The 21401-nt window shown below is 40.2% G+C and carries 17 protein-coding genes; 4 read left to right on the top strand and 13 right to left on the bottom strand.

The features are described from left to right. Positions 1 to 11: 11 nt before the first annotated feature. The 5 genes from FBB35_RS17115 to ilvN all read right to left on the bottom strand — a co-directional run bounded on the left by FBB35_RS17115 (position 12) and on the right by ilvN (position 5124). Positions 12 to 413, bottom strand: coding sequence for a hypothetical protein (locus FBB35_RS17115; protein ID WP_174710658.1), 402 nt, complete (start codon positions 411 to 413; stop codon positions 12 to 14). Next, positions 414 to 914 (bottom strand): Rab family GTPase, encoded by a 501-nt coding sequence (locus FBB35_RS17110; protein ID WP_174710657.1) that lies wholly within the window; start codon positions 912 to 914, stop codon positions 414 to 416. A 14-nt stretch (positions 915 to 928) separates the two neighbouring features. After that, positions 929 to 2713: an OmpA family protein gene (locus tag FBB35_RS17105; protein WP_174710656.1), complete on the bottom strand. Its 1785-nt coding sequence runs from the start codon at positions 2711 to 2713 to the stop codon at positions 929 to 931. Between the two features lie 230 nt (positions 2714 to 2943). Beyond that, positions 2944 to 3552 (bottom strand): hypothetical protein, encoded by a 609-nt coding sequence (locus FBB35_RS17100; RefSeq protein ID WP_174710655.1) that lies wholly within the window; start codon positions 3550 to 3552, stop codon positions 2944 to 2946. Positions 3553 to 4605: 1053 nt separating this feature from the next. Next, a complete protein-coding gene (ilvN, locus tag FBB35_RS17095) occupies positions 4606 to 5124 on the bottom strand; it encodes an acetolactate synthase small subunit (protein WP_012408560.1) in 519 nt (172 codons plus the stop codon). Positions 5125 to 5471: 347 nt separating this feature from the next. Between ilvN and FBB35_RS17090 the strand changes: the two genes are divergently transcribed. Next, a complete protein-coding gene (locus FBB35_RS17090) occupies positions 5472 to 5840 on the top strand; it encodes a BON domain-containing protein (protein WP_174710654.1) in 369 nt (122 codons plus the stop codon). A gap of 145 nt (positions 5841 to 5985) precedes the next feature. Here FBB35_RS17090 and FBB35_RS17085 read toward each other — a convergent pair whose 3' ends face one another. From FBB35_RS17085 to FBB35_RS17070, 4 genes are all read right to left on the bottom strand, one after another. Continuing rightward, entirely contained in the window at positions 5986 to 6960 is a 975-nt protein-coding gene (locus FBB35_RS17085; protein WP_174710653.1) for an alpha/beta fold hydrolase, read from the bottom strand. A gap of 54 nt (positions 6961 to 7014) precedes the next feature. Further along, a complete protein-coding gene (locus FBB35_RS17080; RefSeq protein WP_174710652.1) occupies positions 7015 to 8034 on the bottom strand; it encodes an aldo/keto reductase in 1020 nt (339 codons plus the stop codon). A gap of 182 nt (positions 8035 to 8216) precedes the next feature. Beyond that, complete coding sequence (gene petJ / locus FBB35_RS17075) at positions 8217 to 8552, bottom strand: cytochrome c6 PetJ (protein WP_174710651.1); 336 nt, start codon at positions 8550 to 8552, stop codon at positions 8217 to 8219. A gap of 45 nt (positions 8553 to 8597) precedes the next feature. Beyond that, entirely contained in the window at positions 8598 to 8822 is a 225-nt protein-coding gene (locus tag FBB35_RS17070) for a hypothetical protein (RefSeq protein WP_174710650.1), read from the bottom strand. Between the two features lie 324 nt (positions 8823 to 9146). Here FBB35_RS17070 and FBB35_RS17065 point away from each other — a divergent pair, with 324 nt between their 5' ends. Next, positions 9147 to 9950 carry a histidine kinase gene (locus tag FBB35_RS17065; RefSeq protein WP_174710649.1) on the top strand — a complete coding sequence of 268 codons (804 nt, stop codon included), beginning with the start codon at positions 9147 to 9149 and terminating at the stop codon, positions 9948 to 9950. A gap of 81 nt (positions 9951 to 10031) precedes the next feature. Here FBB35_RS17065 and FBB35_RS17060 read toward each other — a convergent pair whose 3' ends face one another. Together FBB35_RS17060 and FBB35_RS17055 are read right to left on the bottom strand one after the other, a co-directional pair. Continuing rightward, positions 10032 to 12599: a GAF domain-containing protein gene (locus FBB35_RS17060; RefSeq protein ID WP_174710648.1), complete on the bottom strand. Its 2568-nt coding sequence runs from the start codon at positions 12597 to 12599 to the stop codon at positions 10032 to 10034. Between the two features lie 1576 nt (positions 12600 to 14175). Continuing rightward, positions 14176 to 16461: a PhoD-like phosphatase gene (locus FBB35_RS17055; RefSeq protein WP_174710647.1), complete on the bottom strand. Its 2286-nt coding sequence runs from the start codon at positions 16459 to 16461 to the stop codon at positions 14176 to 14178. A 110-nt stretch (positions 16462 to 16571) separates the two neighbouring features. On the opposite strand from FBB35_RS17055, the gene FBB35_RS17050 reads away from it, so the two are divergent. Next, positions 16572 to 16715 (top strand): hypothetical protein, encoded by a 144-nt coding sequence (locus FBB35_RS17050; protein WP_174710646.1) that lies wholly within the window; start codon positions 16572 to 16574, stop codon positions 16713 to 16715. A 263-nt stretch (positions 16716 to 16978) separates the two neighbouring features. On the opposite strand, the gene FBB35_RS17045 is transcribed toward FBB35_RS17050, so the two are convergent. Further along, a complete protein-coding gene (locus FBB35_RS17045; RefSeq protein WP_174710645.1) occupies positions 16979 to 18370 on the bottom strand; it encodes a malic enzyme-like NAD(P)-binding protein in 1392 nt (463 codons plus the stop codon). A gap of 284 nt (positions 18371 to 18654) precedes the next feature. Beyond that, entirely contained in the window at positions 18655 to 19344 is a 690-nt protein-coding gene (locus FBB35_RS17040; RefSeq protein ID WP_174713675.1) for a Uma2 family endonuclease, read from the bottom strand. Between the two features lie 195 nt (positions 19345 to 19539). Between FBB35_RS17040 and FBB35_RS17035 the strand changes: the two genes are divergently transcribed. Continuing rightward, positions 19540 to 21237 (top strand): alpha/beta hydrolase, encoded by a 1698-nt coding sequence (locus FBB35_RS17035; RefSeq protein WP_174710644.1) that lies wholly within the window; start codon positions 19540 to 19542, stop codon positions 21235 to 21237. The last annotated feature ends 164 nt before the right edge of the window (positions 21238 to 21401 follow it).

Raw genomic sequence — 21401 nt, 5'->3', positions numbered from 1 at the left:
TTGACTTTAGGTTAGTAATTTAACTTTCTATTTAATTTTTCGTGTAATAGTCTGAAATCATTTGCTTTTTGCTGAATAGGAAAGAGGTAATCTCTATCACAGCTACTATCTAACAGTAATACCCAATCTGCTTCTTTCGTCGGTAATATATGAACATCTACACAACTGCCATACTCTGTTTGGATCAATGGTAGAAATATGGAAGTATCATCTAATGGTAGTAACCCTTCTAGAAAAACAACTTGCTCTTTTGCATTTTTGCCTTTATGGAGGTTAGTAATTCCATAAGCTGCCAACTTTCCACCCCAAGTCAAGAGGCTACCATCTTTATTAACCAACAGATAGCCAAGAGAAGACTCTGCTGTTAGCAAATTTAGAATATAGGCAATTACAAAAACAGGAACATTCAACATTTAGCAATCCAATATTTTTTTAGCGAGAGTTTGAAAAGCTTCTTCTACACCAATACCATGTTTGGCACTTGTTTTAATCACAGTCCAACCTTTTTGTATAACATCATCTATCTCAGCAGATTCAATTTCCCATTCATCCGTTATATCCAATTTATTTATGACTAAAATAAAGGGAACCTGACCAATGGCATCTTCTATTTTTATTTGTAGATCAAAAGCTTTTTGTAAAGTATTATATCTGGTACCATCTACAACTAATAAATAGCCAGAAGAACCTCGCAAATAAGACATTTGTAATTCTTGAAACTCATCTTCTCCATAGATATCCCAAAGGATAAGGTTTAATTTTTTATCTTGAATATCTATAGTTTTTTTATCAATTTTTACACCCACAGTAGTATGATATTTTTCGGAAAAAATACTGTGGACAAACATTGCTACCAAACTAGTTTTACCTGTAGCAAATGCACCTATCATACAAATTTTTTTTTGGATAACCATAAATTGATATAACTTTATTTAGAGGTATTATTCATTAATACTTTGAAAGATACTCTCCGATTAAATTTTTTAGATTCTGGCGTTAATTCTGGCTGGAAAGTTAGGCTAGAACTTACAGTTAGTGCTTGAAATTGGTTTGTCTTGATTTCTTGGGATTTTAAATAAGATAGAATTTTATTAGCGCGGGCTTGACTGAGTGGTCTATTTCTTCGTTCTGTTCCAGCACTATTAGTATGTCCAATTATTTGAATCTGCACATTTTTATCCAAATACTTGGCAATATCTAAACATTTTCGGATTGATATAAATAAATTAGGTAATTTGTCAACTTCCCCAGGCATGAACTCGGTTGTTCCTTCTGCGAAAAAAAATATTTCTTTTTCTATCTGTCTTTTGGATAACTCCAACTCGCTAAGTTCTATTTCTACGAGTTTTTGGTCTTGGAATTGGGCGATACCAGGAATAAATGTCCATAATTTCCGTGCTTCTAAAATCCATTTATGGGGTGCATAACCAGTTGCATTAAGAATACCGTTATTATCAATCTTTAATGATACAGTTTGGGGAGGATGCAACAATTTTTCAACTCTTTTGGCAGTAAATTCTGGCTCTAAAGACAGATAAGGTTGCCACTGACTAATTACTATTTTGGGATCAAGATTTGTTTGTTGTATTAGTGTATTAGGATCTACTGCTAAGGGATCGCGCATTCCCGAAATAAAATATTTGCCAAAAGCTTGCTTGGTGTTAATCACAACAATTCCTGGCTGAGAGTTGATTTTTTGGAGATATGCTTGCCAACGAAGTTGTTCTCTTATGGCAAAAAAGCCCCAAGTCCCACAAGCGATCGCGATCGCACCCAAGAAAGCCCAGGCATAGGTATAATTTTTTTTAGGAGTAGATTTATACTGAACTACCAGACAAGCTTCTAAATAAGGCTGGCTGGCCTGAAATGCTTCTGTTTCCCCTGTAAAATTTTGAATTTCTCTACCTAGCTTCAGGTGAATTTTTTCTATCGCTTGTTGCAAAACTAACCTTAATTCTTGGGGAGGATTCCCTCGAATCATCGCTGCTACTAGAGCTTGTGGTCCCTCTTCAATCCAAATCATTACTTCTCCAAAGCGTAAACTTTTTAGTCCATCTACTTTTTGTACCCTAAAGGAATCTTTGACAAAATCCTGGATAGCTGTCAACATCGCAGCTACTAAATCTGGATCTTGAATTGTTACCTGCGTTGTTACTAAATGTTGCAGCAATAATCCCGATTTTTTATGAATCAAAAATATTTGTTCCACTTGATAAACTAGCGTCCGTAACAGCACAATTTCCGCAAATGATTTTCCTGTGCGTTGCGCTTCTAGTCTCCATTTGAAGCTCTGTGGAGACAAGCTATGTTCCAGAGTTTGATTCATAGATTGCATCATTTCCTCAAGAGCCGTGGAAATCGCCTTGCGAGTAGCTGGCGCAATAACTGGAAATAATGCATCTGCAAGCACATTGTGGTCTTGTTTAACAGAAACTTCAATGGCATTTTCTACAGTTGATACCATTACCTCCCCAAGTTGTTTATCTTGCTTTGAGCGCAAGATAACTGCTTCTGGAAGCATCTTGCTAATATCTTCTGGTAGAATTTGAGGATTTTCTAATCGCTCATAAAGTGTTTTAAGTTTAGTTGGCTCAATATCCAGAAGCAAACTACGGAGTATAGTTAGTTCATCATTAAGTTCGAAGGTTTGGTTGTTGCTGTTCAAACCTTCAGAGGATGCTTTCGGTATTGGATTTTTTGAATAGTCATTCATTACCAAAATTCCCCAATTCACAATTTATCATCAAGTAGCATTCTGTTGTCAACAGAAGAGATGTGCCGATAGATAAAAATCTTTTAACCCTTAGAGTAGAGGATCTTTGGAAAGTATTATTGTTTGTATTAAAACTTTTAACTTCTTTTAAATTATCCTTTCTAATAGGGGTAGGGAGAATATAAAAGTGCTAAAATTCATAGTAAAGAATTTTCAAACAACTTCTTATCTCAAGACTTATTTTCTGTATTCAGCCGGATAGCTAACTCTGTAAACATAGCAGCAAGATTTGAACGATCCGTTTTCTCTCTGCGAAGTTCTTGAGCTTCCCGTTCTATTAAAGCTACGATTTCCTGAGATTTTTGTTGTATTTCATCTTGTAAGCTTTTAGATTGGTTGAGAATCTGCTCGCGCAGCTCTCGTTGACTATTAGTCGCTTGTTCATCAAATTGACTAATCTTTTTTTCTAAAGATATAATTATGCTTTTACTTTCTTCAGCAACTGATTTTACCTGAGAGTCACGCTCTACCTGCTCATTTTTTAGGCGCTGCGTTAAAGAATCAACTTCTTGTTTAATATAAATTTCTAAAGCATCTAGACGTTTTCTTGTTTCATCTCGCACGTTGCCCAATTCCTTAATTAGACGTTCTTCTAGACGGGTAAACCTTCTTTCCGTATCCCGTATTTGATTGCCAAAAAGAATTTCTCTAACTTTATCTAAGTTTCTACCTTCACTCATGCTGTTATTACTAAATTGCAACTCATTTATGTTTGCATTCGATCCCTGTTTTTCTATATTTGATGAATTATTATTGATGTATTCTTCAGGTGAGTTCATATTGTTAATTCCTTGGGAAACTAAATTTTGGTTTGATGTTAATTTTGATACTATATACACAGCAGAGATAGTAATAAGTATAAATTATGTTTATACGTAAAAAATTACATCTACTTGAATATATAGGAAAACATCCAATTTTTAGCCAAAGTAATGATGAATTTCTCAACATACCTATGGAGAAGGCGATTTTTCAGTCTTATCTGCAAAACCTCCTTCCATTCCTCTTCCTGTTTTGACTATGGTGTACACACAAGTTAAATTATCTCTCTTAATTTCCCTGATGTATTGGCTACAGTGTACACCAGTCAAAAAACTCGATTTCCCTCAGCCTGCATAAGTAAGTGGGCGTAAATAATTGTCGTTGAGATCAGACAATAGGAAATAGGCAACAGGCAATAGATATAAGGGTTTGAGCCTAGTTTATTAATATTACATAGTTTTATTTATGGTGCCAAATTATTTAGAAACTCCTAGTATAAGTTTATACTTAAATAATATTGCAATAAATGTAGAGAATTTCAATATCAATACTTATTGAGAGCAAAAGAAAGGTATCTAAATTGCAATCAAGACTAATAATCAACTAATTCAATCTCTATATTTTTAAAATAAAAGTGTCTAAATTTAAACGAGAAAATTCAATTTAAATTTATAAGTATAAATTTAAATATATGAAAAAATTGAGAAATTATTGTCCCAAAATTCATTGAAAATTTGATTAATGAAATATTGTAATACTACTCGGTTAAGAATATTTTAAAGTTGTTAATTATACTATAAACCCCGCTTCCATTCCTCTCCCCGAAAGGTCGATAGGCTTTGAATTCCGCCTTTTTGCGTCGGGAAGAGGGTCAAGAGGTTAGGTCTTTGATGACTTTGACTGTTGCGTTTCGCATAATACTTTTCAAACATCCTCTCAGCGTTCGATTGAGCTATCACTCTAAATTTTCCTGCAATTTTTTATATTTATAGTCCTTCAGCAAAAGTCATAGTAACAATTGCCACTATAACTTCTGCTGTCTTTGATTTATGTGCTGATTAAAATCCCAACTAAACTTTTGCTTCCAAAGATTTGAGTAACTCGGTATTCACGCCTGACTCACGAGTCAAGGCAATTTTGCCAGTGCGGGCGATTTCTCTTAAACCAAATTTTTGCAACACCTGCACGATCGCTACCATTTTACCTGGATCTCCCACAACTTCTAAGGTGAGAGAATCTTCTGCTACATCCACGACTCGCGCCCGGAAAATCTGAGACAGTTCAATCACTTCTGAGCGATTGCTGCTACTAGCATTTACTTTCAAAAGCATCAATTCTCGCTCGACGCAAGGAGTTTCGGTAATATCCTGTACCTTGAGGACATTAACTAACTTGTATAGTTGCTTGGTGAGTTGCTCGATCACACGATCGTCACCAGGTACAACCATTGTAATTCGGGAGACTCCTCCCTGTTCAGCAGGGCCAACAGCAAGGCTTTCAATATTAAAACCACGACGGGCGAATAAACCAGAAATGCGGGAAAGAACACCCGCCTCATCTTCTACGAGAACTGAAAGGGTATGTTTCATCTTCGCCAACAGAGGCTAGAACAGGATTTGAGGAACGAAGAAATAAGTACTGCTTTGCAGAATTCACTCATTCAAAATTCAAAATTCATTGAGTTACAAACTCTTGACATTTTGTCAAATGTATGTCTATTTCTGTTTTAGCGTACTACTGCACTAATTATTAGTGCGATTTTTTATTGTAAACTCAATAGTTGCACTCATTGCATTCTCTAGAAATAAAAAATTGGACAGAAATTATCCTGCAAGGAGGAATTTTATGGAATGCATATCTTTTCATTGGTAGATGCGGCATTTTCGTAAAGCTTTTATACTCCACTCAATAAGCCTCTAATTAGGAGAAAATTTTTATGGGTTGGTTAAAAAGACTATTTGGAATGGAAAAACCTCAAAATGCAGAAGTAAATCCTACTCCGCAGTCAATAGCACAAGCTCCTAGTAGTAACGCTGCTCCTACAGCTACTCAATCAATACCTCCAGAACGTCTGGGTTTAAGTGGTGAATATGACCAAAGTGGGTTGGCAAAGCGGGTAGCGTTGGCATTCGATCAAGATCCCCAACTTGATGATGTTGATACCCTTTGGGTTGCTCAAACGGGTAGTACTGTAGTATTGAAAGGCAAAGTTCCCAGTCAAGAAATCCTTAATAAAATGATTTCTGTAGCTAGTTCTGTGAATGGGGCTACAGATGTTGACACTAACCAAGCCACGATTGGCTAGGTGTTAAGTAATTCACAATTCAATGGTAGCAAGGATATTGGGTGGCGCGATCGCTCCCATTGCATAACAAAAGCCTCATATCTATCTCTTCAAAGAGTCGCCGACAATGCTAGCTGATGAATGGGCGGTATAAGTAAAGGCCCTCTTAGACAATTTCCGGCAAAGCTGGGAAAGTGTAAGGGGGTTGGCGATGCCTACGGCGGGCTACGCCTACGCTAACCCATCTCTCTATCCAATCTACAATAGCTTGGTTGACTTGCTCAGGACATTCATCATGGGGACAATGACCCACGTCTGCTAAATTCAGCACTTCCAATTTTTGGTTGTACTGGGCAAATCGATTCGCAAGGGCTGGGGGAACAAACCGATCCTTTTGTCCCCAAATTAACAACATCGGAATTGTTAAGGTTGGTAATACTGTCTTAACGCTGGGACTAAAGTTAATACCGATCGCAGCTTTGAACAAAGCACTAAAAGCCCTAGCTGAACCTCTGTCTTGGGGAGGCCCAGCTAAAATTTCTATAAGTTCATCGGTAATCGCCTCTGGGTTAGCGTAGGCAAGACTAGCCCAGCGACGCAGCACCCCTGGACGGCGCACGAAGTTAAACACAGGTTTAAGAACTAATGGCGAAGCGACCACATTTTTAATTGCTCTGACAAGCGGCCGCAACACGGGAGGAATTACTTCTTGTTCTAGGGAAGGGTCGGGTAAACTCATCATCACTATACCCAGCACCATGTCGGGATGAGCGGCGGCGGCGGCCATGGAAATCAGTGAACCGTTGGAATTGCCTACTAAAATCGCCGGTTGACGGATAAAAGTTTTCCAAAAATCGTAAACTTGCTCAACCCACAAGTCAATGCTGTAATTAGCTGCGGCTTTTTCAGAAGCGCCAAAACCCAGCATATCAATGGCGTAAACTGTGTGATGTTCAGCCAACACTTCTAAATTATGTCGCCAATGACCAATGGAAGCGCCAAAGCCATGTAACAGAATCAGAGGTTGTGTTTTGTGGTTATTTTGGTTAGGGCGAATGTAAGTATAGCGGGTTTGCCAGCCCCGCCAAACCCAATCTCTTTGATTCCCAACCCGTTCTTGCCAGTGCAGTGTAGTGGTCACGGTCTTCTTTAATTCATCAGCATGAAGATACTATTATTACCTGTTTCGAGATAATTATCGCCGATACTCGTCGCCACAATCGCCGATTAGCTGATACAAATCTCGTGACTGCCGAGATACGGCACTGATGCGATCGCGATCGTCAGCATCTAAACTAAAACTAAATACTTTGGCGTTATCTTCTATATGTTCAGATACGCCAAGTCTGGCACCAACTATCACACCACCCACAGTTGGCTGATCTAAAATGTAACGCACTGCCACGTTAGAGATGCTTACTTTATGCTTATTAGCAATTTCCTTCAAAATAGCTAGCAATTCTTGAAATAATTGCCAACCCCCCCAAGCATCAATCATATTTTTATATTTTTTCAAACTAGCAGTGGATAGATCAGATCCTCGTGGTTCCGGTTTACCCAAATAGTTTTCTGATAACAAGCCGCCGCACAGTGTACCGTAAGTAAAAAGCTTGATGTCATGCTGCTGACAAAATTCCGCCATATTAACTTCGGGACGGCGGTCAATAAGGGAAAATTGCACTTGATTAGAAACAATTTTGATGCCTGCTTCAGTAATCAGCTTCAAATTTTCCGTGTCAAAATTAGTTAAACCTAGATGCTTAATTTTACCCTCAGTCTGGAGTTCCGCCATATATTTCAGGGCATCTAGATAATTTTTATCCTGATATTCCCACCAGTGAAATTGCATCAAATCTAACGATTCTACATTCATCCTTCTCAGGGAAATATCAATGTTTTCCTCGACCAGTTTCTTTGTCATTTTACCTGGACGAGGTACCCATTTTGTAAAGGCTTGCACCTTAGATAAAGCGTCTTTGCCACGAGTATCAATTAGTTGACAGCGAAACTCACCAATAAAGTCCTCAGCAGGGCCATAATGATCTGCTAAATCCCAAGTGGTAAAGCCTGCATCTAAATATTTGAACATAGTCTCAATGGCAGCTTGGGGATTGATCCGTCCGTGTGCGCCGGAGACTTGCCACATACCATTTAATATGCGACAGATGTTTAAATCGGGAGTGAATTGGAGACGGCTCGCTGCGGGTAAGTTCATTTTCAATTTTAGGAGTTAGAAGTTGGAAGTGAGCAGATTTAATAATTAGTGAGTTGAAAAGCGGTTTCTTACAGCCTTTTAACTTTTCTACTTTATTATGAATGATTTACGACGACTAGAGTTAATAACTTCTAACTCTTGTACAGACGCGATTAATCACGTCTCTCCTAACTCCTAACTTTCTAACGCCAGCCTTTTTCAGCTTGTTCGAGAACGTAAGCAGCAACATCTGTAATTTGCTGTTCAGTAAGGCGATCTTTGTAGGCTGACATATTATTTTTACCATTGGTAACTATAGATGTGACTGCCTCTATTGAATCCATGCCATACTTTTTCAGCGCTTGCCTTTTGAGATTTTTGCCCCGTCTAACTATGTTGCTGCCGTTAATATGACAACCAGCACAATGAAGACTAAATATTTGTTCACTGTTAACTATGTCTGCTGCTATAGCAGGCATAGTAAAAGTGCTGAACAATAACAGAAATGTTACTAATACTAACGTGAGTAGTTTTTTCAATCAACGTCTCCTGATTTCGAATACTGGTTGTATCAGAATCAATTACTACAGGGATTCAAAGTCAGTTGTAAATCCGGTAAAATTTGCACAATCTTCTTGAAAGGCTTCTGCATCGCTAACATCCTCAATTTTATAAGACATGATGCGTGTACCATCTGGCATTTTTTTGGAACCAATTAATTCCCCTTGATACTTCTGGGCGATCGCTTTGAATTCAGTACCATAGAGCTTCCAAGCATCACTTGAACAAGTAATATTTACTCGCCACATATTTTACTGTCAATTATTACCAACAAGCATTAATCATCTCACAAATTGGCACTATGTTACAGTTCAATCAATACTGCGTAGGTTTTTTCTAAAAATAAAAATTTGTAGATTGGTTTGAGTAACGAAACCCAATCTTTTGTAGTGTTTGTAGGGTTTCAGTTCGTGCAAATATTCTTAACTGAGTAGTATTGACAGTTCACCTCTTTGGAGGTGTAATTTTCTATCTAAAGGAAGTACCAAGCCCGATCTGGCTACGCCATAATGGGGATGTAAGAACATTTCTAGAAAGTTTTATCCCAATTAGTTAAATTCTAAGAGTTGAAAATGCCTAACAACAATATCAAAGAAAAAATTCAAGCAGACTTACAACAAGCTAAAGAAACTGGACAATTAAGAACCGATCGGATTCGAGAAATTGTTAAATCCGCAGTTTCTCAAGTAGGCTCTGAGTTTAAACAAGGTTCTACTGAGCTTCGTAGCCTGGTTAGAGATGCTGTTTCTGCTGTCATTGAAAACTTCCAAGAAAAAGGTAGCGAACTCAAAGATGAAGTGACAGCTTCTATTGAAGGAGCGCTAGAAGGAATTAATACTCAAAGACACGAATCTATTGCTAAAACTCAAACAGATATAAAGCGGCTCCAAGCTCAACTAGATGGTGAAGAAGAAGAACTCCAGCAAGAGGTTGATGTAATTTTGGCAGAGATTGAAGAGACGGGTAAAGAAAGACCAGCTAGTACCAAAACTGCAATTGATTCTGCTGTCAATGCCATTAAAGATAGTGAAGAAGTCGGGTTATTAAAGAAACGTTACGCGCAATTGCAAGCACAGCTAGCTATTGTCAGAGCTAATATGGCTGCACGCTATGGCGGACGTTCTATGGAGGTTCAAGATTATCTAGACGAGGCTAAACACTGGTATGATAAAGCTCGTCCCCAAGCTGAGTCTGTAGCTATACAGGTAGAACAGAAGCGATCGCAGCTAGAAGACAAACTAGGTGAAGCTGGTACATCTCTGGCGAGAAAAGAGCGCCAAATCAAACAAACCTTGAGGGAGTTACTTCTAACGGCAGCTGACTTATTCAAAGATAAGGAACCTGCTAATAAAGAGCGTGAGACTATTCATAAATAGACTACTATACGCGGTAGGGGCAATTCATTTAACCGCAAATCGGCAAATGAATTTCCCCTAGAAAATCTTTCTTTTCATTATTTAAGTAGAGTTAGCTTGATACGCTTGCAGGAGCCTAGCATGATCGAGAGTAAATCCTACTTGCATAGCTATCTGGGTAAACAAATCAATCTCAGGCTGTTGCCAATTACGGGGCCCAGAACACTCATGTGCAATTAACAAGCCAAATAACTGCTCATCTTTGATAATGGGTGCAACCAAGTTTGCTTTCACAGCGAAAGATTCGAGCAGTTTAATGTGACAATCAGCCAAACCTGACTCATAAATGTTGTTGATTGCGACAACACGACCAGACTGGTACTTTTCTATATAGCCTTGAGTAAAACAGGAATCGTGGATTTTAGACCGCAAAACTTTGGGATAACCTGGAACCACTGATTCGGCAATGATAATTCCGAACCAATTAGCATAAAAGCTATAAACTAGTACTCGGTCAGTACTCAAAGCCTTCCGAACCTCTTCCACAGTAGTTTTCAGGATATCCTCTTCTTTGAGTGATTGGCGAATGTTGCGGGTAATATCCACCAATAATTGACTTCGCATAGCTTCAGCTTCGATTCGTTGCAGGAGTCTTGCATGGTCGAGAGCAAATCCCACTTGCATTGCTATCTGGGCAAATAAATCGATCTCAGATTGTTTCCAGTCACGGGGTCTGGAGCATTGATGTGCAACTAATAAGCCAAATAACTGCTCACCCTTGAGAATGGGAGCTACCAAATTTGCTTTCACACCAAAGGATTCGAGTAAGTTAATGTGACAATCAGCTAAACCGACTTCATAAATATTGTTTATTGCCAAAACGCGACCAGACTGATACTCTTCTACATAGCCTTGACCAAAACATGGATCTTCGATTTCAGCCCGCAAAACTTTGGGATAGGTGAGAACAACTGATTCGGCAATTACGGTTCCAGACCAATTAGCATTAAAGCTATAAACCATGACTCGGTCTGTACTAAGTACTTTGCGAACCTCTTCTACAGTGGTTTTCAGGACATCTTCTTCGTTGAGGGATTGACGAATGCTGCCGATAGTATCCGCCAGCAACTGACTTTGTACACCCTCAGCCTCGATGCGTTGCAACAGTCTTGCATGGTCGAGAGCAAATCCTACTTGCATTGCTATCTGAGCAAATAAATCAATTTCAGGCTGTTGCCAATCACGCGGTCTGGAACATTGATGAGCAATTAATAAGCCAAATAGCTGTTCATCTTTGAGAATAGGTGCAACCAAATTTGCTTTCACACTAAAGGATTCGAGCAGGCTAATGTGACAATCAGTCAAACCAGCTTGGTAAATGTTGTTTGTGATTGCAACGCGACCAGACTGATACTTTTCTACATAATCCTGACCGAAACATGGGTCTTGGATTTCAGACCGCAAAACTTTTGGATAACCTGGAATAACTGATTCGGCAATCACAGTTCCAGACCAATTAGCGTTAAAGCTATAAACTAGAACTCGGTCAGTACTAAGTAGTTTGCGAACCTCTTCCACCGTGGTTTTCAGGACATCTTCTTCGTTGAGCGATTCGCGAATACTGCGGGTAATTTCTATAAATAACTGAGCTTTATCTGCTTTGGTATCTACCTGTTCTAAAAGCTTGGCGTAGTCAAGGGCAAATTCTACTTGCATGGCAATCTGAGCGAACAAATCAATCTCAGATTGCTGCCAAAAGCGCTGTCTAGAACATTGATGTCCAATCAATAAACCGAATAGCTGTTTGCCTTTGAAAATAGGTGCTACTAAATTAGATTTGACAGCAAATTGCTGGAGTAACTCAATATCATCATCACTGAGATCGGCTTGATAGATATCATCAATACCACGGGTGCAACCATCCCGATATTTTTCTATATACCCTGCTTCAAAACCAGGCTCGGAGACTGTAACCCCTAATATTTTCGGTAAGCCGGGTGCTACTGATTCGGCGATAAAGGTTCCATTACAATTGGAATTGAAGCAAAAGATGGCTACGCGGTCAATGTTTAAAGCTTTACGAATTTCTTCTGAGGTAGTTTTGAGAACATCTTCTTGATTGAATGATTCTCGCACCCAACGGGTAATTTTAGTTAATAGTTGAGAGTAATCAGCTTCGGCTTCTTTCTCTTGTACCAAAACCGAAAGCAGTTCTGTGAATAAGCTGATGTTTCTCTCTAACATCACTAATTCATCTTCGTGAGCGATGAAAGTTTGAGTAAATTCACTGTCTGGACGTAGCCTATTTTTGATATGATTAGAGGTTGCAGCAATGTTGCTAACTCGACTGATAGTTCGATTAGTCACAAAAACAGCGATCGCACCTGCTAAGATTGCCGTTACCCCCATACCAGTTAACAAGAGCGACAGTTGTCTCTGTAGAGCTTCAGTTTCTGTTGAACTTTTTGTCCTCTCAAGTCTTACTTGCGGTATTTGTTTGCTACTTAAATTAATCCCATAGAAGTAAGTAGCTATCCCAATTGCAAACACAGGAAGTACGCTGATGCTTAGTGCCCAAACTATTGCTTTAGTCTTTAAACTCCATTTTTGTGGCCACAGCTTTTGTTGACGATTTCGCCTTGCTTGGTTTTGAGAAAAAGACTGACTCATAAATGAAACCTGGATTGTTGCAATTGAGAATCAAGTAAATGACCTCACCACCCAATACTGCTCGGGTTTTGGATTTTTAACTCGGAATTGGGTTTTGGGTAAAGGTTAAAGGTTAAAGGTTTTTTCTTTCCCCTTTGCCCTTCCCTTTTCCCCAAAACCCGACAAGTATTGCCTCACCACCGAATTCTACACAAAACTTATTAAACAAGGACTGGCTTTCAGGAGTACTTTAAGGCACTCATCTTCTACGTCATTCCCTCTAACCTCTCCACTTCTAACATTTTTTTAACAAATGCTTTACTCCCATCTTGGGTAAGGCTTTGGCTCATCAGAACTAAAATCAATCAAAAACGGTAACTTTTTTTTCATAACGGCGTAAATGCGATGCCTACGGCGGGCTACGCCTACGCAAAGTCCCATTTCACTTATAACAATTTGAGCAGGCTGTACAGCTTGGGAAAGTTGTACGGTTTTACTATGTAAATCATTTTGATTATTAAGTAATATTGCTCAGTGAGCAGTATCTACCAACACAAAAGTAATTTGAGAAAAATTAATAATTATCCTTTTGCTGAAACTGGCTCAATAACCAAGCCCCAACTTGAGATTGATTTATTTCACGGCTACAGCATAAAGCTTCCTCTAAAAGAGCGATCAGCAGAAGTTAAAGTACTGCAATTTCTGTTTCTGGAGCAAATATATCTAGATCATAATCAGTAGATTTTAAGCTATCGATTCAGGTATAAATCGGAATTGTCTTATCTCCCATAAACTTAACTTTGATTGCCAAAGCCTCCTTATTATCAACCCACAAGTGCTGAATTATCAACTTAAAGGCCATAATTTCAAGTAAGTAAGTCGGCGCAATTAAAAGTAACTGGCGCTCGCGTAGCGTTTCCAACAGGAGAAGGCTGTTATTTGTCCTTTGTTATTGACCATGAGTAAGGGCTTTAAGCCTATTTACATTTCGTAATATACTTGGGTTTTTTCGTGCCAATTTACTTACAACGCAAAGAGGAAGAACATCAGTTACATCTTTCTCAACTCAAATTTTCAATTTTGGAACTAATTCATTAACTTTATTGATTAAGATGCAAGTATAAAATGGCGATTTGAGCGTTAGTTCATTGACTTGACTTTATAAATTCTCAATTTTTAGTGATTAGAATACCAATATTGAGCCTCGGAACTCGAAGCTTCGACCTTTTTGCTCGAACGTTGAGCCTTTGAACTCGGAACTTTGACCTTTTTGCTGGAACGTTGAGCCTCGGAACTCGGAACTTTGACCTTTTTGCTGGAACGTTGAGCCTTTGAACTCGGAACTTCGACCTTTTTGCTGGAACGTTGAGCTTTTGAACTTGGAACTTCGACCTTTTTGCTGGAACGTTGAGCCTTTGAACTCGGAACTTCGACCTTTTTGCTCAAACGTTCAAACTTTAAGCTTTAAACTTGCACGTCAACAGTGCAATTGATGAATTATTTTCTACGAGCCCATAAATAAATTTATTTGCTCTTAAAACCTTGATTACACAGGAGGAATTTCAGAATCTTCCTCCCCTGCTCCCTGCCTCTTCGGTTATCGTAACAATGACTGATTAGGCATTAACTCGCTCTCAAAACGGCTATAAACAACTTGGGTTGGATACCAAGAAGAAAACCAGTACAAATCTTGAATAACTTTGTCAGAATTACTCGCGTCTGCGAACTTAAAGTGAACCAGCCCTAAATTATTCAATCCAACAACTTCTCGCCCGTCCTGAAACCAACGAAATTTCCAAAACATCAGAGGTTGTAACCATTTCCATTTAGCATTTTCGGCTCGTTTCCAGGGAGCTATTAAAGATAATATATCTGTTGTGCAGGTAGAAGTCTGAACAGTGTTTCGAGGTATCCATTCCAGAACACAATGCCAGTCAGAGTTAGCTAGCATCTGGCGATTATGGTGTAATTGTTTCGCAGAAATTTCTACCATATTGGGTGGGTTACTCCACCCGATCCAATGTCGCACCTTTTCGGGTAATAGCCAATCTTTCAATCGTGTATGAATCAGCCGCGTCAAAATCTCTTCATTCTTCAATGCACTAGCGGTTAACTGCACTAAGACAGATTGCAATTTGGAATGGGTGCGTGCATAAGACAAGTGAGCAACAGAACTGTAATGGATATCTCCAGAGAGAATAACGACTTGTTGACGTTCTTCAAACAAGGTAGTTAGGAATTTAGCTAGTGCTTCCACATTAATGTTCCAAGCATCTCCAACATCGGTTGAAAAAACTTTCTCTTGTTTTAAGTTCCAATGGTGAATCCAATCAATGACTTGCATTCCAAATACATTCGTGGGCGCAATCACAAATGTAGTTTTAATCTGAGTTTCTTCAACTACTTTTTGTAAAGGTAAAACTAGTTGTTGTTCAAAGGCTTTTGGACACAACAGCATTGGTGGTGCAATTGGTTTTTGATCGGCTGGATAACCTCGCCAAGTGCGTGTATCCAGCACAATTACTTCATGGCAATCGCTTCTGACTATATAGTGCCAAGTGAGTGCTTCAGGATCTCGATCGAGAATGAATACGGAACCGTCTCGGACTAAAATAGGTAAGCCTGTGGCGGGATCATTGGCTGGCATACCGACATAACGAGCGATCGCATCATCAGCCTTTGCATCCATCCCTTGGGATGCTGACCAAGCTTGTGCCGCTAACAACAGCTTTTCACCGGATTTACCTTCTGCAAATTGACTTGGTGTATTGCCCCATCCTTGAAATACCGTGTAGGCTAACAAGGCATTTTGGACTATTCTTTGCCCCAAGGGACGACCTAGCACCCGCAAACACCAAGCTTGATTTAAGTTCCAGTCATCACTTACATCATGATCATCAAAGATCGTGTACGTGGGGACATTAGCAAGGGCGCGACGCACTTTCCAAAGGGTGTAGATGAATTGGCGCAAATGCCAGACTGCTTGGTTCCAATGTTTGATAGCATGGCGATCGCGCGTTACTTGATGTCCTTTTGGAAATGAGTCCGGCCAGCACACTGGCGACCAAGCTAGTAAATAAGTAGCGTAATATTCACCCAGGCTGAAAAGATGACTGTTAACTTTCTCCGATTTATTATGTAATCCTGCGGTCAAACCAGCTTGATTTGTCGCCACATCAGCCCGTTTTCCAGGGGGTAGTTGCTGGGGAGTGTAGTAAACTCCATTCACCGGAAGTTGTTCTTCCCAACCCAAGAGGGCATCACCAAGAGTAGTGGCAACCCACAACGACGGGTCTGCTACATCATCTCCGTAAATCTGATCTCCAGTGAGAAATAGCTGGTGAGGACGATGTTGGGGTTGATTGGCTGAAGCCTCAATTAAAGTGTCAAGAATCGGCAGTGCATCAAACCCATGACCATGAGGTTTGCGGCAGGAAGCATGGGCAATTTGCAAATCTTGCAGACGGTTTGGCGGTAAAACAAAGGTTGGTTTTTGATGAGCGAAGTAGCTGATGCTGGCTGTAGGAAAAGAGTTTGAGCATAATGCTTGTTGCATTTGCTGGGTTTGGTCTGCAATAGTAAGCTGGAGATCGTAAGCATAGAGGCGATCGCTAGTTAGGCGATATCCAACCGGGGATCGAGCCGTTATTGCAACTACATGAAGATATTTACCCAGGGCAAAGCTAGAGCGTTCTCCCTCTAATAAGCAATTTCCTAGCGTTTCACCATCATTTGTTGTTTCATAAACCTTGAGTTCTACCTGACAAGACTGTTTTAGAGCCACCCATACCGTTACTGACTCTGGTTCAGTATGTTTTAGGATTGGCCCCGCCAAAATTAACGGCAGTTGTTGTAAAAACTCGTCCCCAACTTGGTACTTCATTGCAAACAGTTGACAAATGGTGGTGTTTTGGATGATGTTGCTTTATTTATATAATCCAATCACCAAATGGGGACGAGTGTTTCGCCAGTCCTCAATCTGACATATCCATAATGAGCGATGCCAACTCTTGGCGACGCTACAAAGAAGGCAAGTTAGAAACAATACCTCAGCTATGGGCGTTAGAATTGAGTATTGAACAGATAGCCTGCAATCAAGTTCGGTTAATGTTTTTTGATGGAAATTTTAGATCGTAAAGACGCGATAAATTGGCATCAAGACAAAAGACTGATTATTGTAGAGACGGCGATTCATCGCGTCTTTTGCTTTAACCAAACAGTATTGAGATAGCCCAAGCATTAGGTTTGGACGAAGAAGTTGTTAGGCAAGCTGTACAACCGAAATCATAAAACGATCGAGAGTACCGAAAACGGTTTGCTAGTTTTGGCAATTTGCCTATAGTTAAGGATGTACTTTGGGACAGGCGAGACACCCATCCCACAAGAGTAAAAAAATTTAATTAATTCTGAGCGATACCTTCTTGACGCGCTGCTTGTTGTACAGCAGCAGCAACAGCATTGACGACTCGCTCATCAAAGACTGAAGGAATAATATGTTCCCGATTCAAATCTGAAGGCTTGACTAAAGAAGCGATCGCATTTGCAGCTTCCAAATACATTGTGGTGGTAATTGTCTTGGCCCGACAATCTAAAGCACCACGGAATACCCCAGGAAAAGCTAGGACGTTATTAATTTGATTGGGGTAATCGCTGCGACCGGTGGCGATAACAGCAACATCTTTACTGATTAATTCTGGCTGAATCTCTGGAATGGGATTTGCCATTGCAAACACAATTGAATCTTTCGCCATTGAATGCACCATTTCTGGTGTCAAAACTCCTGGTGCGCTGACTCCAATAAATACATCTGCCCCTTGCATTGCACCCGCTAACGTACCTTGAGCTTTCACGGCAAATTCAAGTTTTTCTTCTGTCAAATCGGTACGACTGTTAGAGATAATCCCTTTAGAGTCGCACATCCAGATTTTTTCTGCTCCAGCTTTCCGGAGTAAGCGAGCGATCGCTACTCCCGCCGCCCCAGCACCGTTAATCACGATGCGGATTTCTGCCATTGCCTTATTTACCAGTTTTAGAGAGTTAAACAACGCTGCTAAGGTGACAATGGCCGTACCGTGCTGATCGTCATGAAAAACGGGGATATCTAACTCTTCGCGCAATCTCTTTTCAATTTCAAAGCAGCGAGGTGCAGCGATATCTTCTAAATTCACACCCCCAAAAACTGGCGCGATATTTTTAACTGTCTGGATAATCTCTTCTGTATCTTGGGTTGCCAGACAGATGGGAAAAGCATCTAGCCCCGCAAATTCCTTGAATAGCATTGCTTTGCCTTCCATGACGGGTAAGGCTGCTGCTGGCCCAAGATTTCCTAATCCCAAAACGGCACTACCATCGGTAACAATGGCAACAGTGTTTTGTTTGATGGTTAACTTGTAAACTTCCTCTGGATCTTGAGCGATCGCTGTACAAATTCGACCAACTCCAGGCGTGTAAGCCATTGCGAGATCGGATACACTCTTTAAAGGAATTCTGCTAGTAATGCTGATTTTGCCACCGCGATGCAAATTAAAGGTGCGATCGTAGACACTGAGTAACTTGATGTCTGGCAATGCCTTGACTGCTTGCACAATGGTTTCAGCGTGTTCGGTACTAGCAGCATCAACGGTAATATCGCGGGTGGACTCTTTGCGGGTTTGCTCGATTAAATCAATTTGACCGAGATTGCCGCCAGTAGTTGCGATCGCCTGGGTTACTGACGCTAACATTCCCACACGATTGGGAATCTGCAAGCGCAGTGTCAAACTAAAACTAGAATTAGGAGTTAGGTCTGCCATGTTGATTTGAGATTTTAAGTTCTAGATTTTATATTGAATTGAGACGAAAACTAAAATTTGAGATTTGTAGTCAGTACAAGCATCATGAATGTAAACTCTTGGGATCAGCGTCAGTAGTTAGTTTCCTGACTGTTTACGATTTTGATAATTATTTTTATTGATACCAATGCATTTACTAATATGAATGAGTCACAATTTAGTAATTGTACCCAAATACACTAGATATTTTTTAATATTTTATCTATACAACTATTTGTATTATTTAATACATATTTTCAGCGTTTCTAAGCTAAACACTCAACAAACTTCGCGTGTTCTTGTGAATTTAACCCTTGTTGCAGCACTGCTAAAACTTTCGTCATATCCCCTGTGATTAGTGAGGTGACAGCTAACCACAAACCTGGAAATACTCTACTTTTAATCACACCATCTGCATCTGCTACAAGTGGCAAATATTCACCATTTTGCAAACAGAACCAGTCCAGTTTATTCTCTAAAGTCTGCCAGACGATATATTCCTGCACTCCATTGCGACGGTAGGCGCGTTTTTTGTCGTGCAAATCAATAGATGCACTACTAGCTGCAACTTCTGCGACTAATTCCGGTGCGCCTTCTATATAATCATCCTCACTGATATATGTCTGTCCCCTGGCTGGTTTTTCTATCAACAGCAAAACATCAGGCTGTGGTTCATTATCTAAATCTAAGCGCACGGTAGCATTGTCGCCTAACTCTACCCCTGGAGTGGAAACTTTGTAATTCCCTAACCAGATAATTAAGTTTCCATGAGGTAAACCATGACTTCTAAAACGCAGTGGTGATGCCACGTAGACGACTCCTTCGATTAATTCTGCTTTTTTATTAGGCATTGCTGTATAACGACGCTCAAATTCGTGGCGGGTTAAGCGATCGCCACTTTCTAAGGGAGGGATGGAAGCGCTATTATTTAAGCCATGTTCTACAGAAGCCGCCATTACCTGATTCCTCATTCACAGGAGTTGTAGCTTGAATTTAACATAGTGAAGCCTCATGTTTTCGAGAAGCCGCCAAGAGTATGTCTACGCAGACAAGAAGTTTGTTAATGTAACTGTCTATACTAGAATTGGATAATTCTAGGGAATATATCCTGTTGAAACTTGTTTGGCAGGGTTAGATAGTGGGTTTTTCTAATGAAAAAATTTCTGAGATACCTGGGTTTAGGTTTGCTATCTACCTTTTTGACTTCTACTCCCGGATTGGCGGCTGAACGCATTAGCTTTTTTTATCCTCCCTTCGGCGAATTCTCGTTGTCGGTGGACTCGCTGGAAACTTTTGCGAAAGTTGGGAAAATCGATCAAGATTTTTCATTTTATGCTAGCCGTGCTACTCCTCAACAACTCGCTCAACTGCGGGATTTGCTCCAGCAAAGGTTCAATATCACTCCTACTTTAGTATCTCAAGTCACTTACTCACCGATCGGCGAGGAGGTAGTGCAACAACTAGGAAAATTACTCCTCACTGAGTCTCGACAGAACGGCTTCTATGCCATACGCGCCTCTTTGATTTTGGCTGCTGCCGATCGAGAGGGTTTAACAGTGGTAAATTTGCTGCGGAAATTTCCTAGCAATACTATGCGGGTGAATTTCACAGAAGGGTTAAGGATCGTTGATGACTTATCACAGTTGCTCAAGAAAAAGGATGAAGTTGTAGCTTCTCTTCAAAAAGAAGCGATCACTCAAGCAGCCAATTCAACTGTTGACTTCTCAAAACAACCAGATTTGCGATCGCCAGGAAAATTCCGTTGGCAGAAAAAAAGCCTGGAGTTAAATGACGTTTCTCGCTCACGCCGTCTACCGGTAGATATCTATTTACCTACAACTCAAAACTCAGAACCCACAGATCAAAATTCTCAGTCTCCTCCCTTCCCCCTGATTGTCATTTCTCATGGTCTTGCTTCAGACCGCTCTACCTTTGTCTACCTGGCTGAACATCTAGCATCATACCGTTTTGCTGTTGCTGTACTGGAACACCCTGGTAGTAATGCCAAACGCTTTCAGGAATACTTTGCAGGTTTGGCAAGTCCACCAGAACCAGAGGAATTTATCAACCGACCTTTGGATATCAAGTATCTCCTTGATGAACTCCAGCGTCTAGAAAAATCTGATCCCACTCTCCACGGAAAACTCAATTTTCAGCAAGTTGGGGCGATTGGCCAGTCTTTTGGTGGTTATACCGTTTTGACTCTAGCAGGAGCAACGATTAACTTTGAGCAACTGCGCCAAGATTGTAATCCCAATTATTCATCCTTTAATTTGTCGCTGTTGTTGCAGTGTGAAGCAAGTAAGTTACCCCAAAAAAATTATGAACTCAAAGACGATCGCATCAAGGCAATCATGGCGATTAATCCGATTGACAGCTTAGTTTTGGGTGAGAGCGGAGTCAGTCAAATTAAAATGCCTGTAATGCTGGTAGCAGGTAGTCAAGATATTTTCGCCCCACCTGTATTTGAGCAAATTCGCCCCTTCACTTGGCTTTCTGATCCCAATAAGTACCTGGCTTTGATTGAAAACGCCACCCACTTTTCAGCGATCGCAGAACCTACTCCTGAAAATGATGTCTTACCTGTGCCACCTGCCTTACTAGGCCCCGATCGCGATGCTGTTTATTCCTATCTCAATGCCCTCAGCATCGCTTTTATGGAAACCCATCTCCTTAACCGCCCTGAATACCGTTCCTATTTGCAGCCATCTTATGCCACATTTATCAGCAAAGAGCCGCTTAATCTCAGTATTTTACAGTCGTTATCGGTAGCTCAATTTAATCAAATCTGGAGTGCGTCAATTCCCCAGTCAACCAAACTATCAAATCCTCAACCTACCCCGCGTTAGTTATGACCGGGATCATCGTGAAAAGAGCAGGGGAGAAAAGAGGATTACGTAAATATACGTGGGTGTGATGGAAGACAGAATATTAGAACTTAAAGCAAGATCCCCAACTTCTGGCAGAAGTTGGGGATCTTGCTATTCAGGAATAATTTAAATTAGCAACACTA

This window comes from Nostoc sp. TCL240-02, from assembly GCF_013343235.1.
Taxonomy (GTDB): Bacteria; Cyanobacteriota; Cyanobacteriia; order Cyanobacteriales; family Nostocaceae; genus Nostoc.
The sequence above is the reverse complement of the archived record's forward strand: the minus strand, read 5'-3'. Positions and strand labels throughout refer to the sequence as shown.